At 37.8% G+C, this 16,523-nt stretch carries 10 protein-coding genes; 1 reads left to right on the top strand and 9 read right to left on the bottom strand.

Translation table 11 applies throughout. The features are described 5' to 3' along the window. Positions 1-5: 5 nt before the first annotated feature. The 4 genes from ABVT42_RS10680 to ABVT42_RS10665 all read right to left on the bottom strand — a co-directional run bounded on the left by ABVT42_RS10680 (position 6) and on the right by ABVT42_RS10665 (position 8,646). A complete protein-coding gene (locus ABVT42_RS10680; protein WP_353896716.1) occupies positions 6-5,336 on the bottom strand; it encodes a DNA repair ATPase in 5,331 nt (1,776 codons plus the stop codon). Positions 5,337-5,432: 96 nt separating this feature from the next. Next, positions 5,433-7,403: a flotillin family protein gene (locus tag ABVT42_RS10675; protein WP_353896717.1), complete on the bottom strand. Its 1,971-nt coding sequence runs from the start codon at positions 7,401-7,403 to the stop codon at positions 5,433-5,435. Between the two features lie 27 nt (positions 7,404-7,430). Beyond that, positions 7,431-8,075 (bottom strand): hypothetical protein, encoded by a 645-nt coding sequence (locus tag ABVT42_RS10670; protein ID WP_353896718.1) that lies wholly within the window; start codon positions 8,073-8,075, stop codon positions 7,431-7,433. A gap of 28 nt (positions 8,076-8,103) precedes the next feature. Continuing rightward, complete coding sequence (locus tag ABVT42_RS10665; RefSeq protein ID WP_353896719.1) at positions 8,104-8,646, bottom strand: rhomboid family intramembrane serine protease; 543 nt, start codon at positions 8,644-8,646, stop codon at positions 8,104-8,106. Positions 8,647-9,098: 452 nt separating this feature from the next. On the opposite strand from ABVT42_RS10665, the gene ABVT42_RS10660 reads away from it, so the two are divergent. Next, positions 9,099-10,079, top strand: coding sequence for an MBL fold metallo-hydrolase (locus ABVT42_RS10660; RefSeq protein WP_353896720.1), 981 nt, complete (start codon positions 9,099-9,101; stop codon positions 10,077-10,079). Positions 10,080-10,223: 144 nt separating this feature from the next. On the opposite strand, the gene ABVT42_RS10655 is transcribed toward ABVT42_RS10660, so the two are convergent. From ABVT42_RS10655 to gcvT, 5 genes are all read right to left on the bottom strand, one after another. After that, a complete protein-coding gene (locus tag ABVT42_RS10655; RefSeq protein WP_353896721.1) occupies positions 10,224-10,718 on the bottom strand; it encodes a pilin in 495 nt (164 codons plus the stop codon). Continuing rightward, positions 10,715-11,689, bottom strand: coding sequence for a type II secretion system F family protein (locus tag ABVT42_RS10650; RefSeq protein ID WP_353896722.1), 975 nt, complete (start codon positions 11,687-11,689; stop codon positions 10,715-10,717). The genes ABVT42_RS10655 and ABVT42_RS10650 overlap by 4 nt, the downstream gene beginning before the upstream one ends. Positions 11,690-11,922: 233 nt before the next feature. Beyond that, positions 11,923-14,796: an aminomethyl-transferring glycine dehydrogenase gene (gene gcvP / locus ABVT42_RS10645; RefSeq protein ID WP_353896723.1), complete on the bottom strand. Its 2,874-nt coding sequence runs from the start codon at positions 14,794-14,796 to the stop codon at positions 11,923-11,925. A 122-nt stretch (positions 14,797-14,918) separates the two neighbouring features. Further along, positions 14,919-15,305, bottom strand: a complete 387-nt coding sequence (gene gcvH, locus ABVT42_RS10640; protein ID WP_353896724.1) for a glycine cleavage system protein GcvH — start codon at positions 15,303-15,305, stop codon at positions 14,919-14,921. Positions 15,306-15,408: 103 nt separating this feature from the next. Then, entirely contained in the window at positions 15,409-16,494 is a 1,086-nt protein-coding gene (gene gcvT / locus ABVT42_RS10635; RefSeq protein WP_353896725.1) for a glycine cleavage system aminomethyltransferase GcvT, read from the bottom strand. Positions 16,495-16,523: the final 29 nt, after the last annotated feature.

Raw genomic sequence — 16,523 nt, 5'->3', positions numbered from 1 at the left:
CGTATCTAGTTATTATTGGTTGGTTCATCACTTTTCTCTTGGAAACTCTCCTCAGAGAGATTATCTGCATGTTTTTTAGGTGACCGTCTATCAGTAATAAATGCTAACCTTTCATTTATTTCATTCATTTTACGATGGGTTTTTAGATCCAGATCAAGTTTGCCATCCATAATTCGAATTAATGGCATCAGCGTCGATTCAAGAACCAGCTTAATATTATCTCTATCGGCCAGACTCGTCTGCATGGTTTTGTCTAGCTTTGACTGAGCATTCTCACTAAACTGATTGGCAGTTGCCATTTTGCTAACCTGTAGCGCAATATCTTTTAAAATCGTATTGAGTTCTTTTTGTAAGGTGTTTGTTGTTTGAGATAGCTCTTCATCATTTGACACTGTATGCGGCACCGTAAGAGTCGATTCAAATCGCTTCAGCCCATTTACCAAATCAGCAAGTTGTGCAACAATTTTATTACCCACATCAGCATCATCCCCGCCCATAGCTCTATTGCGCATGAAGTCATCTTTGATTTGCTGCCAACGTTGTTTTTGGCCATCATTTAAGCATCCTCTCAACTCGGCAAGCTTTAATAAGTTTGACTCTGTTCCCTTTGTTAATAGTTGCGCTTCACCTTGATAATGATCATTAATTAAACGTTCAACTTCTTCATCGATCATAATGGCTGAGACTTTCTCAGCCATCTTATTCATATTACGATAAGAACCTTGTAGTTTAAACACCGGTTCTGTACGGTATTTATCATCTTGCGCACTGGCTGCGATATAAGCCTGATTAACTCGCCAAACTGTTTGCTGAATTTTTTGTAAGCGTTCTAATACTGCAACAATCTCTTTCACCTCAGCACCACTATATTGATGCACCAGCTCTGTTGTTGGAATATTTTTTCCTTGAGACATGTCGATAAAGCGATAAACATCGCTCATATCTCGAGTTGCCAATGGCGCAAGAATACGATTTGATGTTAAGGCATTTTCAATATAACTTAAGGTGAACACCGCTTCTTTACCACTAAGTACATCACCCAGATTATAAATATCTGCTCGGTTAGCCAACATATCTGGAATTTGGAATGACTCGCCCGATTCGGTATAAGGATTGCCAGCCATAACAACACAAAACTTCTTACCACGCATATCGTAGGTTTTGGCTTGGTTTTTCCATACACCTTCAATGCGTCGTGTACCATCACAAAGTGAAATAAATTTTTGTAAAAACTCACTATTCGTATGCTGAATATCATCCAGATAAAGCATAACATTATTTCCCATTTCAAGCGCCAGATTAAGCTTTTCCAATTCTTGACGGCAAGCACTGTTGTCTGCTTGTTGAGGATCGATAGAGGTAACATGATGCCCAATAACCGGACAATTAATTTTCATAAAAATTAATCCTAATCGTTCAGCAACATATTCCATTAGCGTGGTTTTTCCATAGCCCGGTGGAGAAATCATCAACAATAACCCCATTAAATCTGACCGCTTATTGTCGCCAACTGTTCCCATTTGTTTAGCAAGGTTATCACCAATAATTGGCAGATAAACATCATTAATCAAACGGTTTCTCACAAATGAAGATAATGGTTTTGGTTTAAACTCTGACAGTCGTAATGCCTGTTTTTGTTCTTCAATGACTGTTTGTCTAACCTGTAAATATTGGTTGAATCCTGGAATCACTTGTTCTAAATGAAGCTGATTTAATGTTAGGAATTGATCGAGCTGAATAAACAGTTGTTGATTATTAATTTTTGGATGAGTTCCTAATAATCCTTCGATTTTCATTTGGATATCTATTTCATTTTCGGTACGCGAAACTCTTTGTTCAGCATTGAGTATGGCAACCGCTTCTCCAATATAATTTTTATATTGCTCCTTTTTATTCGCCTTAATAAATGCACTTAACCAAGATTCTGAAAGTTGCCAGCGACGGCCCACTTGACCAGTTAAATGCTTCAATGATTGCTGGTAACTGTGCCAAACATCCTGGCTTTGTAGATGCGATTTAAATTCATCAACTAATCTAAGTGCATATTTGCTGGTTGCAAAAGCAACGGTTTCTTGAGCTAATTCGTCTATTAGATAGCGACAGATATTAATACATTCAGATGATGAAACAACCAACCCATGCTGACTAAAAAATTTACTCATATGCTGATTAACTTCATCTACTAGTAAATCTACCGCATGATAATTAGTAAAGACCTGAACCATTTGTATAGCATTCATTGCTTGCTCTGGCCAAAGTTTTAGTGCCGCCTGATTCTGTTGATTTGCCCAAAATATTATTGCCATTCCTCGTACTTTAGGCGCATATTTAAGCACGCCAGCCAAATCATAAACCGGTATGAGAGTTTTTAATATCAACATGGCATCATGGTCATGAATGCCTTTCTCATAACCTTCACGAAATCTGGGAGTCGCATAAGTACTGACGATATCTGACAATTGCTTTTCATCATGAATCGCTAATAGCAACTCACTCCACTTAAGATCATCCTGATTTTTTTCAGCCGTCTTTAAAATACTGTAAGCTAAATACTCGCTTCGGTATAGATTCTCAGTTTCTGAGGGCAATGACAATGACCAGTATTCTTGAAGTTTTTGCAAGCGCTCATCATTAAGAATTTCAAAATAGTCAGTTCCCGTCAAACGCACTGCAAGTTGCTCACCTTGAGGCAAAATAGTCAGATCTAACTCCTGAGTATTCACAGAAAATTTATGTGTGGGCCCTAACTTTATCACTTGACCACCAGACTCAAATAAATCCTGTTTATCTCGCAATGAACGAATTGCCTGTTGATTAATGGCTTTAATTTTGGCGTTTAAATCTTCGGCTTTAACACTATCATCCAGTTCTTGAATTTGCCCAATAATCTGCTTTACTTTGCTAACCAGCCCATCAGATGCAAAAAATGTATTTAATTCGTCTTGATCATTAAAGCGCTTTATTCTGCGCTCAATGCTTTGTAAAATTCTTTCACCCGCCTGTGCTAACGACTGTACTTTTCTTTGTCGTGCTTCTAATAAACTTTGTTTATGTTCTTCAAACGATTCAAAAATTTCTTCGCGCTTAACAATAATGTCACTGATAAAATCATCATACTCGCTAAATTCGCCTTCAAGCTCTTCTAACTGTACCAACAAACGAGATAACTGTTCATCGCATCTTTCAGGAGTACTCGCCAGTCCTAACGCATTATGAATCGACTGATTGAGCAGCTTAATTCGAGCTGCAAACTGGGCAGTTGCCTCTGCACTACCCATTGACTTACGTTGATGTGATAGCTGTGCTTTTTGCTGATTTAATTTGGCATAAAGCGTCGATACTTCGTCAACAATTTGAGTTTGTACCGTTGCATCTTCAATTTTGAGGGTTGCTAAAATTTCAGAAATTAAATCTAATCCATTGGCGATGTTCTCAATAGCTTCGATAAAAGGTGCTAATTCAGCATTTGTTTTTGCTTTTTGGCTTTCATTTTTGTTTTTTTCGAGCGCTTTATAATAGCTGACAAGTGCATCTTTCGACGCTAAAAATTTAACTGTGTGCTGACTGACTTCCTGTTCTACTTTTTGAATTTCTTTATCCAGAGAGTCAACACTTTCAATATCGATATAACGATAATCTCGAATAGTCAGCAAATGTCCGCGATGATGGCGAATATTACTCAACGATTCAACATAGTCTTGTGGTGAATGCCAGCTTTGAGGCTCAATATGACGAATAATCTCTTTTTGTGACGCTTGAGCTTCAACAAGCGCTTTTTCTGACTGTTGTTTAATACTGACAACTTTTTCATATTCATCAATTACATTTTCAGCGGTATGGCCAATTTCTTTGGTTAATTGTGCAATCGCTTTAAGCTCTGGTGAGTCGAGCCAAAAATAAGCATCAAATATTTTGTCACATTGTTCGCTAAGTCGATGATAGTGATCGGCAGAAACATCCTCTTCCATTACACTTTTGGCAATCGCATAAAGCTCTGAAATGCCACGAACTAATTCAGCATTGCCTATTTTGCCGTAAAAACTTTGGGAAACAGGCTGATTACTAGCAAAAACTTCAGAAAAATAAGGCGTCTGCCAGATTTGAATTGGGTGAATGCGACTAGGCTCCTGTTCCGCATAAAAAATTAACATTTTGCCATCTTCATAAAAGCCAAAGCCATGGCCAAACAATGGATTTTGTAATGACTTATTAATTAGATTATAAGGATACAGTGCAATAATATTGGATTCGGGTTGATAAAAAATGAATAAGACATCTTCACCGTTAGGTGAACGTATTGACCGCTTGAAGACCAAACCCTCGATATTATCTTCGAAGGTTTTATATTCTCCAGTTGAGAGACAATATCCACCGGGAAAAATGATGCCATGACTTTCAGGTAATTGTACGCAAGCATCACCAATAGCATCAATACGGTAAATTGATTTTGTTTGCCGATTAAAAACTAAATAACGATAAATATCTTCCATGTAAGGTTTTATTTTGAGTAGAATAATCGGATTTAAATCAGCATAGTAGAATTCAGCATCATCCAGCGCTTGATTCTTTTCTTCTACGGGCTCGGAATAGATACCCAATCCAACATTGGTGTTATTTTCAATTTTAACAGTAATATCACCACGTAACGAATCAACAAAAAGCGTATCGAGAATATTAATATGTGGATTGCGTCCCTCAACAACATCTTCTCGCGTACAAGCAGTCCATTCAAAACTGTGACTGGCAGGCAGCTGAATATCTCGTTCGCCACGATTATCAATGTACTCAATTCGATTTCCATCAGCAGAAACTTCCCAACGAAAGACTCGTATATCGGAAAGTTTTTTACCAATTTGAAAAGAAGCGAGGAGTTTATTTTCTTTAAAAACAAGCTGAGATAAAACGGTATCTTTATAATAGCTATACAGCTCATTAAATTCTGATTGAAACCTTTGATCAGCAAGAAAAGATTGGTCGAGAGGAATATTTTTCAATTCAAACTCGCCATTATTTTCGTTTAATTCATATAAGGAAAAAACATCTTCAACTTTTGTTTCTTTTTTTAATCCTAGAAAAACATTGTAGCCAAATAAAATATGATTCCCAACAATAACCAAATCTTTTGCTTGACAATTATTTTCAGTACGTAAACGCAAACGACTCATCACCGACATATCGGTTGAACCAAATTCGGCCTGTCGAGATTGATTGAGTTTTTCAATGAGCTGCTGGTAGCTTTTTCCTTGTTCTATTAACCGCTGGCGAATAACTTCATAGGCACCACCTTCAGCTACCGCTTGCTCAATTATTGAAGAGTTTTGATTTTCTTGCGCCACAATGTTTTCCCTGTATAACCGATTGCCGTTGACTTATGTATTAATAATGTATGGGTATCCATTTGACTAAACAGATACCCCTTCGCGACCCCAGTTTTAGGATTCACTTTTTTCTACGTTAGAAATTTGTTTTGGCTCACTTGCTCCACCAAGTAGTTTTTCCATCAAAGCTTGAACGATTGGACTTTTTTCCATAAAGCCATTAATGGCATTTCCAGCACCCATACCCTTTGCCAGTTTATCGAAGTAATCACCCTGACCACCAACAATATCTATGTTAGCATTTTTTAATGCGGCCGCTAGCACCTGCGCTTGGTCGGCTGAAATTTGTTTGTTTGCATCAATGGATGCCAGAACTTCTTTTAACTGATATTCCAGATTCATTCGGAACTCTTCAAACTCGCGCGATTCTTTATTCATATCATTCATCGCCGCAAATTTCTCAATTAATGCGCTGGCCTCTGCTTTACCTTTTTCTAACAGTATTTGCGCTTGACTCAATCCTATTTCTTTTTCTGCAATCGCTTCTGCTCGACCTAATTGTTCCTTTCCTCGAGCCTCAGCAACCAATTTTTCTTCCATTACTTTGGCTTGAGCAAGTCCTTCTTTTTGCATGGCTTCTGCTTTTACTTCAGTTACGCGCGCTTCAACTAACCCTTCTTTTTCGGTAGCATCGGCTTTAGCCAACATCACTTTAGCCTGGGCTAAACCATTGGCGGCTTGAGTTGCTTGTGTACCTTCTGCAACTTTTTTCTCTGCTTCAGCTTTTTTAGAAGCCGCTTCTAATTCAGCTTGAGCCAACAAATTAATTTCTCGGGCTTTAAATTGAGCTTTTTGCTCTTCGGCTTCTGCTTGTTTAACGGTATGAACTAAATCTTCCTGAGCGGAGGCTTCAGCCGCTAGTATTTTAACCTGTTTGAGACGATCGGCTTCAGATACCTGCTGTACTTCTTTAATTCGCTCTTCTTCTTCTGCAACTTTTTTATCAACAGCAATACGCTCGCTAATGGTTTGCGCAATAATTTTCTTCTCTTCTTCGAGCGCTTTGTCTTTATCGATAATAGAAAGTTCTACTTCACGTTGCCGGTTGACAGACTCCATTTCTTGCGCTTTGATGACTTTTTCTTTTTCAATAACAACAGCACGTTCACGATTTTTTTCAGCCACTTCAACCTGGCGTAATCTAACTTGCTCTCTTATTTCAATTTGCTCTTCGGTTTCTATTCTTGCCTGTTCAGATTTGAGTCTTTCTTCTTCCTGAACTTTTTTGGTTTCCGCTTCTTCTCTTGCGCGCACCGTTTCAATTTCCCGTTTTTGGCGAGACTCGGCATCTACCTGTTGACGTTCCAGCGCGAGTAGCGCTTCTTGGGTTTCAACATTTTTCTTGGTGATTGCCAATGTTTCATCTTTTTCAAGTCGATTTGTCTCAATATTTTGCTGCGCGGTGATTTCAGTTATTTTTCTGATCCCTTCTGAATCGAGAATATTTGTTGGATCAAGGCGCGCTTTGGGTGTTTGCTCTAAATAATCAATAGCAACATCTTCGAGAACATAGCCATTAAGGTCATCACCAATTACTTCAATGATTTTTTCACGGAACAAAATTCGATTTTCAAATAAATCGAGAAAAGCCATTTTTTTACCAACAGTTTTTAAGGCTTCTGAAAACTTGGCATTAAATAGTTCATTAACCGCTTCTTTATCTGATGCACGATCGACACCGATAGCCTTGGCGACACGTAAGACATCATCTTGCGTTTCATTCACTCGGAGATAAAAGGCGACTGTAATATCTGCACGCAAGTTATCTTTACAGATCAATCCATCACTTGCACGTCGATCAATTTCCAGCGTGATTAATGAAATTTTCATTACTTCCATTTTATGAATTACTGGTAACACCATACCACCGGTAAAATGCACTTTAGGTTTTGATGACATATCATTCACGATTAATGCATAGCCCTGTGGTACTTTTTTATAAAAAGCACTAAACATAATGGCTAACGCAAAAATACCAAGCAGAATAACGCCACCCCATACTGCGACAGGTATTAATAGTTCCATGAGTTTATCTCCTATTTTTTTAAATGTTTAAAATGATGAATTAAATTCTTTTTGGGAAACAATTTGATAAGTATTCTTTAATGGTTCATGTTCGACTATGACCGCAGTTTCGCCTTGTGAAAAAGTTGTATGGCTATCGCTTCGAACTTTAATAATCAAGCTAGCACCATTTATCGAACATTCCGCTTCACCAAACTTATCATCAACTCGACTTGAGCGAATTCGACAATGCTTACCAATCAATGAAGTGGTCGCGTTCTGATAAACTCGGCGAAACATTCTACGAAGTGGCCGAATCAATATAGCTGTGACAGGTAACGATAATAGAAAGCTTAATATTCCAATAATTACTTTAACAATAATTTCTATTAGTCCAAGTATACCCGTAAGTTCTGGGATATATAAAGTTGCAAAATAGCAGATAAACCATGCATTAAGAACTAACATAGTTAACACAAATGTTACAGGAACACCAGTCAGCCCTAATGTAGTCAATAGCCCTGCAACACCACCAACTTGACTGACGTCTACCTCTAAATCGATATCAATTTCCAAAGCATCGATATCAAATAATCCAAACATAACCAGAAACCAAAAACCAATTACCGCAATAAGGGCAGTCGTATAAATGGCCGTTGGGAAACTGGTAATATTGATTAAGAATGCGTCCATCAAGAATCTCCTATAAATATCTTATTTTTTAAACGCGCTTATGCCAAAACCAGGCACTGATGATACCTGCTAAGAATCCAAAGATATGCCCCTCAAAACTCACATGCTGCCTAAAGTCCAGTAAACTATACACAATACCACCATAAAAAAAGATAGTCACCATAGCAACAACAATATTGACGAGATTTCGTTTAAAGAATGCACTGCTGATTAAATACCCCCAATACCCCATGACTAGCCCAGAAGCACCGGCATGAATACCTGGGCGAGCAAACATCCAGACCATTAAACCCGCAAGAATCATTATAGAAATCGTCACCTGTTTCGCTTGCTTAAGGGTACTGACAAAAAATCCCATCACCAATAACGGTATTGAATTGGAAATTAAATGCGTTAAATTCCAATGCAAGAAGTGCATAGTAAAAATTCCGGGGAGGCTTTCCAGATTTCGGGGGACAAGTGCATACTGATTAAACTGGCGTCCAATTACAATATTGATTACTTCCAACAGCCACATAATGGCAACCAGAAATAAAATAAACTGATAGTTTTTAGTGATAACATTACTCACGATAGTTCTATATTCTCTGATAAATAATTTAGGTTGCAATTTTGCATCATACCGCAAAGCTTTATTAAAAATATAAATATTTACTAGAATTATTTTGGTTAATTTGGGGAATTCAATAATTTAGCCTTACTGCTTTTTGTTATTGGTTAGAGAACTATTTCTGCGGCAGATATCAATAGCTTTCTCTCAAACACTTATCAGAGACCCGATTGACCTATTTTCAGTAAGCAACATAAACTGTCGATTATTGTTCTATCGGATTATTGCTCTACCAAATTTTAGTTCTACCAGACTTTAATGACTTAACGATTGAGCTGGATGAAAATTCATTAAATATTGATTCGCTTTAATTATGTTCTAATTAATCAGGAAGGTATTAAATCTAATAGAAAAAATATTGCTTCCACTTGTTGTATTAAACCGAGAATGCTACCTTTCAAGCGGTACTAATAATGACAAATAATGAGGATAATGAGATGAAATTGACCACCAAGATAACACTGGCAGGTTGTCTGATAGCCAGTTCACTTAGCTGCATCGCAGAAGAAAAGAAAGACACACGATCCTTTAAAACAACTCAGGTTGCTCCGGGTTTGTACATGATTGCGGGTGTTGGTGGGTTTACCGGCGGTAATATAGGTTTATCAACCGGCGTCGATGGTGTGGTTATGATCGATGATTCAATGCCACCACTGTTAGGTCGGATGAAGGATGCTATCAGTAGCATCACCCCTAAACCTGTTGATTTTTTAATCAATACACATGTTCATGGTGACCATACGGGTAACAATGAAGCCATGGGGAAAAGCGGCACTCGAATTGTTGCTCACGAAAACTTGCGATTGCGCATGGTAAACAAAGGCGTCATGACTTCAAACGGTGATGTACCTGCACCTAAAGCAGCTCTACCTGTCATTACATTCTCGCACTCAATGAACTTTCACTTAAATGACCAAGATGCCAAGATTTTTCATGTCTCCGAAGCACATACTGATGGCGATGCGGTAATTTATTTTAAACAAGCCAATGTTATTCATACAGGCGATACAATGTTTAGCAACATGTTTCCATTTATTGATTTTAATAATGGTGGCAGCCTGGATGGTTATATTGAAGCTCAAAAAACCATTTATAAGTTGGCAAATGATAAAACCAAAATCATTCCTGGTCATGGTGAATTAGCCACCAAAGCCGACTTGAAAAACTCGATAGAGATGCTCAAAGAAAGTAAAAAGATAATCGCAGAGCTAGTGGCAAAAGGAAAATCAGAAGAGGAAATAGTCGCATTAAATCCACTTGCTAAATTCCATGATAAATGGAACTGGGGATTTATTACCACTGAAAAAATGACTCGACAAGTTTATAAAGGAATAAAAGCATCTGGTAAGAAAAAACACAAGCATCATAAAAAAGAGAAAGATCATTCACATTAATAAGAGTTAACGATTTTTCATTGGATTTTTATATACAGCAAAATAATTGATTTTTTATTTTGCTGTATACCACTTCATGTATTTTCCTCACTTACGCCATAAAAACATAAGCTTTACAGTAGACTATGTGCTCAAATAATAGAATTAGTGACGACAAATTGATGGTAGATAATTATTTGGAATTGTCGTCATATTTTCACCGCTGACAGTCATTCCTTCAACAACTGAACTCCCTCCGCATAACCAAGCAACGGGTGAAAGAATATTTTCTTTAACATATTGCGGTCTTATTGTTAGCACTTTGTCTGAGAGTTGTTGATTAATTTTGTTGCCAAAAGTGACATGGATTGCACCATCAATAATCTTTATGCTTTTCACATAATTACCAATAAAATACTTCGCTTCAGGTACACCTGCTTCTGCATTGTTTTTAGGGAACATACCGCGTTCCAAATAAAACTCATTAATTCGCGGTTTCAAAAAATTTGTCATTGATATACCTTCTGTTACTTGGGTTCTCAATATATAATCCTGATAACCGGGTATGGCAAAACTGGCTAGGATTGCAATAATTGTAATAACTACCATCAATTCAATTAGTGTAAATCCTTTGTCTATCGTCAGCGAGTTATTTATCATATGCTATCTCCTAATTGAAAAATGGGTAAGTAGCTTGAAATAACAATTAATGAAAACAATAAACTAATGAAGAGCATAATTACTGCGATTAATCGATAGATATAGTTTTCAATAATTTTTTGGCTCATCGAATCAAAATTTTCTATTTGGTAGCTAATTTCGCCAGTTAATTGACCGACATTTTCTGAAATATTTAACTGGTAGAGTAATTTTTCACGATCTAAGCCAACATTATTAAAATTTCCTGGCAATAAGTGTAAACATTCGGTTAATTTTAATTGTGCTTTGGAAGCTTCTCTCAAGTGACTTAACCAGAAAATAAAATCTATGCGGAAAAAGAGGTGTCTTATGTATGGTATTTTCTGTAAAAAGCATATTCTTTTCGAGTTTGAACTCATAAGCTGTTTCATCGTCAGATAATTTATAGAAAATAATAATAAGGTCGCAAAAAACAAATAGAACAACATGAGAACACTTGGAGAAATTAAGGCTTTATTCCATTCAAACCAATAATGGGTAATTTCTGGTAAAGGTATATTAGCATCTACATAAAACTGCTGAAATTTAGGTAGTACCCTACTGGTAATTAATTTATTCGCTAACATTGCCAATAAAACTAAGAAGATAGAGTAAGTTATACTGGCAGTAATTTTTTTCTTTACTCGATTCAATAAATTTTCGACAATACTATGAGTACTTAAGACATCAAAAAAATGTGTATTTTTTACTTGTTGTCTTTTTTCTTTGTCCTTAATAATGGCGACAACTTTTTTATCAAGATTAATTATTCCAAAATTATTCAGCGTTTCTATATAGCTTTGACTTTTCTTAAAATCCTGTTTAATTTTTTGCTTGATTGCTTTGTCACTAATAATTTCCAAAACTTGGTGAAAAGTCTCAACTGAAAGATTATCATTTTGAACTAGATATTTAAGGTGACGCCTGATAAAAGACATTTCATGATCGTTCATTTAAAAAGCACCATTGATTTTAAATTAATATTTACTAAAACATTAAGTAATTGATAGCAAATATTAGTACATCATATCATTTTGCAAAACGTTTTATTTAAATCCCAGCTGAACTCACTATTTTATTTAGTTCTGAATATTCTTAATCGCTCAGTAAAACCTTTTTAACAGCATATAAAAAAGGCAAACTCACCAAGTCTGCCTTTTTAATCGAACAATATTACTATTATTATCTACTCATACTCTTCAGGAGAAGGACAAGCACACATTAAGTTTCTATCACCATAAACATCATCGATACGATTAACTGTTGGCCAAAACTTACTGTTTTCTTGACCATCAACCGGATAAGCGCCTTCTTTAATGGTATAAGGTTTATTCCAGTTTAAAATATCATATTGCGTATGTGGTGCATTGGTTAATGGATTATTATCAGCCTGCCACTCACCATTTTTTACTTTCTCAACTTCTTGTTTTATCGAAATCATCGCATTCGCAAAACGTTCAATCTCAGTAAATGACTCACTTTCAGTTGGCTCGATCATCAATGTACCTGCCACAGGGAAAGACATAGTTGGTGCATGGAAACCATAGTCCATTAAACGCTTGGCAATATCAACTTCAGTAATGCCAGTTTCAGCCTTAATAGGGCGTAAATCAACAATACACTCATGCGCAACTTTATTGTTACGCCCAGTATATAAAATCGGATAATGCTCACTCAAACGAGCCGTTAAATAATTTGCATTAAGCAGCGCCATTTTCGTCGAGTGTGCCAAACCTTCACGACCTAGCATCGCAATATACATCCATGAAACGGGTAGTACACCAGCGCTCCCATAGGGTGCTGCAGATACCGCGCCATTACCTTCGGTAGTTGTTGTTAATTTTCTAACACTATGATTAGGTAAAAATGGAATTAAATGCTTTTTAACACCAATTGGACCAACACCAGGTCCACCACCACCGTGCGGTATTGCAAAAGTTTTATGCAAGTTCAAGTGTGAAACATCAGATCCCATCAGTCCAGGCGAAGTAATACCCACCTGAGCATTCATGTTTGCACCATCCATATAAACTTGGCCACCATGCTCATGAATCAGATCACAAATATCTTTAATTGACTCTTCGTATACACCATGAGTTGATGGATAGGTGATCATTAAACACGATAAATTATCTGATACCTGTTCAGCCTTGGCTTTCAAATCTTCAAAATCAACATTGCCTTGTTCATCACACTTAACAATAACAACTTTCATGTTTGCCATTTGTGCGCTAGCAGGGTTAGTACCATGTGCTGAGCTTGGAATTAAGCACACATTACGGTGGGCTTGGTTCAAGCTCTCATGATATTTCCGAATCGCTAAAAGTCCTGCATATTCACCTTGAGCCCCAGAATTCGGTTGAACAGTAACAGCATCATAACCGGTTATTTCTGCCAACCACGCTTCCAGCTCCTCAATCATTTTTTGATAACCCAGCGTTTGCTCTGCTGGAGCAAAAGGATGGATCGAACCAAACTCTTTCCAGGTAACCGGGATCATTTCTGATGTGGCATTCAATTTCATCGTACAGCTACCCAATGCGATCATGGCATGAGTTAAAGACAAATCTTTATTTTCAAGCTGTTTTAAGAATCTCAACATCTCGGTTTCTGAATGATGCGTATTAAATATTGGATGCTGCAAAATTGCTGTATCACGAATTAATTTTGCAGGAATAATCGATTCAGCCTGGACTTTTTGATCTAAGGCAGCAAAATCCAATGTACTTGAATCACCACTAATCACTTGATAAAGTTTTTGTACATCTTCATTCGTTGTTGCTTCATCAAGACTTAATCCGAATTGACCATTGGCATCAACGCGTAGGTTGATTTTTTCCTGTGCCGCACGCGCCAGAATCTCTTCGCTATTGCTTAATTTAAACGTCAACGTGTCAAAGTAACTGTCGTTAACAGCTTCGATACCTTTGCTAAGTAATGCCGCTGCTAAAATGCCGGTTTGACGGTGAATACGTTCTGCGATTAATTTTAATCCTTCAGGCCCGTGATAGACCGCATAGAAAGCGACAATATTAGCCAACAAAACTTGAGCTGTACAAATATTAGAGGTCGCTTTTTCACGGCGAATATGTTGTTCGCGTGTCTGCATAGCCATACGAAAAGCCTGGCGATTGTTGCTATCAATTGACACCCCAATAATTCTGCCTGGCATAGCGCGTTTATATGCTTCTTTAATTGCGAAATAAGCAGCATGTGGACCACCAAAACCGATTGGTACACCAAAACGCTGAGATGAACCAAACACAATATCTGCACCCATTTCACCTGGAGATTTGAGTAATACCAAACTCATAATATCAGCTGCAACGGCAACAATTGCTTTATTGTCTTGCAAACCTTTGATAATCGACTCAAGATCTGCAACCGCGCCAGTACTGTCGGTATACTGAATTAAAGCGCCAAAGACATCATGTTCAGTCGCTTGACTAGCATCACCTAAAATAATTTCAAACCCATAATGCTCTGCCCGGGTTTTAATCACGTCAATGGTTTGCGGGAATGCATTTTGATCAACAAAAAACTGGTTGGATTTTTTATTTTTAGAAACCCGTTTGGCCATGGCCATTGCTTCAGCGGCCGCAGTAGCTTCATCCAGTAATGATGCACTGGCAAGCTCTAGACCGGTTAGGTCAATGGTCATTTGCTGGAAGGTTAATATGGCTTCCAAGCGACCTTGCGCAATTTCGGGTTGATAAGGTGTATAAGCAGTATACCAGCCTGGATTTTCCAAAACATTACGTAAAATAACGGTTGGCGTTTTAGGTGTGTAGTAACCCATACCAATAAATGAACGAAACAGTTTATTTTCAGAAGCATACCGACCAATGTCATTCAGTGCGGCTTGCTCGCTTCTGGCACTGGGTATGTTTACTTCTTCAGCTAAACGGATTTTATTGGGGACTGTCTGTTCAAGCAGTTCATCAAGCGAAGAGACGCCTAGATACTCAAGCATCCGTTCTGTTTCTTTAGCATCCGGGCCGACATGACGCTGGATAAATTCCTGATTGTTTAATAATTCGTTTAGACTCTGTTTCATCATCTATCTCTAAATAAATTACGGTTTACCACCGAAGATTGTCGCAAAAAAATGGAAAAAGCCCCGGCTACCGCCGAGGCCAGCTCTATTTTCATTTACTACCGAAATACGGATAAGGTTAATACTTAATCTTCAATTTCGTTTTGATAAGCTTCTGCATCCATCAAATTGTCTAACTCTGAAGGCTCAGAAGGCTTCATTTTGAACATCCAGCCATCATCATAAGGAGAGGAATTTACTGTTTCAGGCGCATCTTCCAGCGCTTCGTTAACCTCAATGATGGTGCCAGAAAGGGGAGCATAGATATCTGAAGCAGCTTTAACCGATTCAACAACAGCAATTTCATCTTCAATTGCTACTTCGCTATCAATTTCTGGTAGCTCTACATATACCACATCACCCAATAATTCTTGAGCGTGATCAGTAATACCAACAACCACTGTGCCGTCATCTTCTTCACGGATCCACTCGTGAGAGCTGACATATTTTAAATCACTTGGGACATTGCTCATTATTATTTCCTCAACCTTATATAATCGATAATTCTACTTAATTCTGGTCTATTTAATTCTAATTTATTTAGCCAGAGCTAATCCTGGCCAAATTTTGGGCATTTTACACTAAAGGTTCGCCTTTGCGAACAAAACACGGCTTAACCACTTTAGCCGGAATCAATTTACCACGTATTTCCAGCATAACTTCCTCGCCAGTCGCTTTCGGTACGCGGGCCATACCAATACTTTTCTTCAATGTAGGCGACATGGTTCCACTGGTTGTTTCACCTTCACCAATCCCGTCTACAATCACTTTCATGTGTGAACGAATCACACCTTTACCTTCGAGTACCAATCCAACCAGTTTATTTTTAACGCCTGCTTGTTTTTCAGCAAGTAAAGCTTTCCTGCCAATAAAATCTCGATCTTCGGGTTCCCAGGTAATTGTCCATCCCATATTGGCTTCTAATGGAGAAACGCTATCATCCATATCATTACCATAAAGATTCATACCTGCTTCTAGACGTAAGGTATCGCGAGCCCCCAAACCACAAGGTTTAACACCGACTTTAATCAGTTGATTCCAAAATTCAGTAACTGACGCTAAAGGAACCATAATCTCATAGCCATCTTCTCCGGTGTAACCTGTTCGAGCAATGAAGAAGCCTTCGCTATCCGCTGCAACAAACACAGCTAAATCTTTAACCGCCTGCTGTTGAGCCGCCGAAAGCACCTGATTGGTTTTTTCGATCGCATTTGGCCCTTGAACAGCCAACATGGCAAAATCGTTATTTTCAGTAATAGTCACAGCAAACTCTGCTGCTTGCTTTTCCATCCAGGCCAGATCTTTTTCACGTGTAGAGGCATTAACAACAACGCGGTATTCAGTATCACTCAGGTAGTAAACAATTAAATCATCAACAACCCCACCTTCTTCATTTAACATACCGCTATACAGTGCTTTTCCACTAACCGTTAATTTGGCAACATCATTTGCCAGCAGGCGTCTTAAATAAGCTTTTGCATCATCACCACAGACATCTACAATGGTCATATGAGATACATCAAACATACCCGCATCTTGACGAACGGCGTGATGTTCATCGACTTGCGAACCATAATGTAACGGCATATCCCAGCCACCAAAATCAACTATCTTAGCGCCTGACTGGATATGGCAGTCATAAAAAGGTGTTTGTTTACCCATGTTTTCATATTCCTAAGTGTAAATAGACG

The sequence above is a fragment of the Aliikangiella maris genome (genome assembly GCF_040719265.1).
GTDB lineage: Bacteria > Pseudomonadota > Gammaproteobacteria > Enterobacterales > Kangiellaceae > Aliikangiella > Aliikangiella maris.
The sequence above is the reverse complement of the archived record's forward strand: the minus strand, read 5'-3'. Positions and strand labels throughout refer to the sequence as shown.

Excerpts from the sequence above, each read along its gene's own strand:
- ABVT42_RS10655 (WP_353896721.1), bottom strand. The coding sequence starts at position 10,718 with ATGATAAATAACTCGCTGACGATAGACAAAGGATTTACACTAATTGAA.
- gcvT (WP_353896725.1), bottom strand. The coding sequence starts at position 16,494 with ATGGGTAAACAAACACCTTTTTATGACTGCCATATCCAGTCAGGCGCT.
- gcvH (WP_353896724.1), bottom strand. The coding sequence starts at position 15,305 with ATGAGCAATGTCCCAAGTGATTTAAAATATGTCAGCTCTCACGAGTGG.
- ABVT42_RS10650 (WP_353896722.1), bottom strand. The coding sequence starts at position 11,689 with ATGAACGATCATGAAATGTCTTTTATCAGGCGTCACCTTAAATATCTA.
- gcvP (WP_353896723.1), bottom strand. The coding sequence starts at position 14,796 with ATGATGAAACAGAGTCTAAACGAATTATTAAACAATCAGGAATTTATC.
- ABVT42_RS10675 (WP_353896717.1), bottom strand. The coding sequence starts at position 7,403 with ATGGAACTATTAATACCTGTCGCAGTATGGGGTGGCGTTATTCTGCTT.
- ABVT42_RS10670 (WP_353896718.1), bottom strand. The coding sequence starts at position 8,075 with ATGGACGCATTCTTAATCAATATTACCAGTTTCCCAACGGCCATTTAT.
- ABVT42_RS10660 (WP_353896720.1), top strand. The coding sequence starts at position 9,099 with ATGACAAATAATGAGGATAATGAGATGAAATTGACCACCAAGATAACA.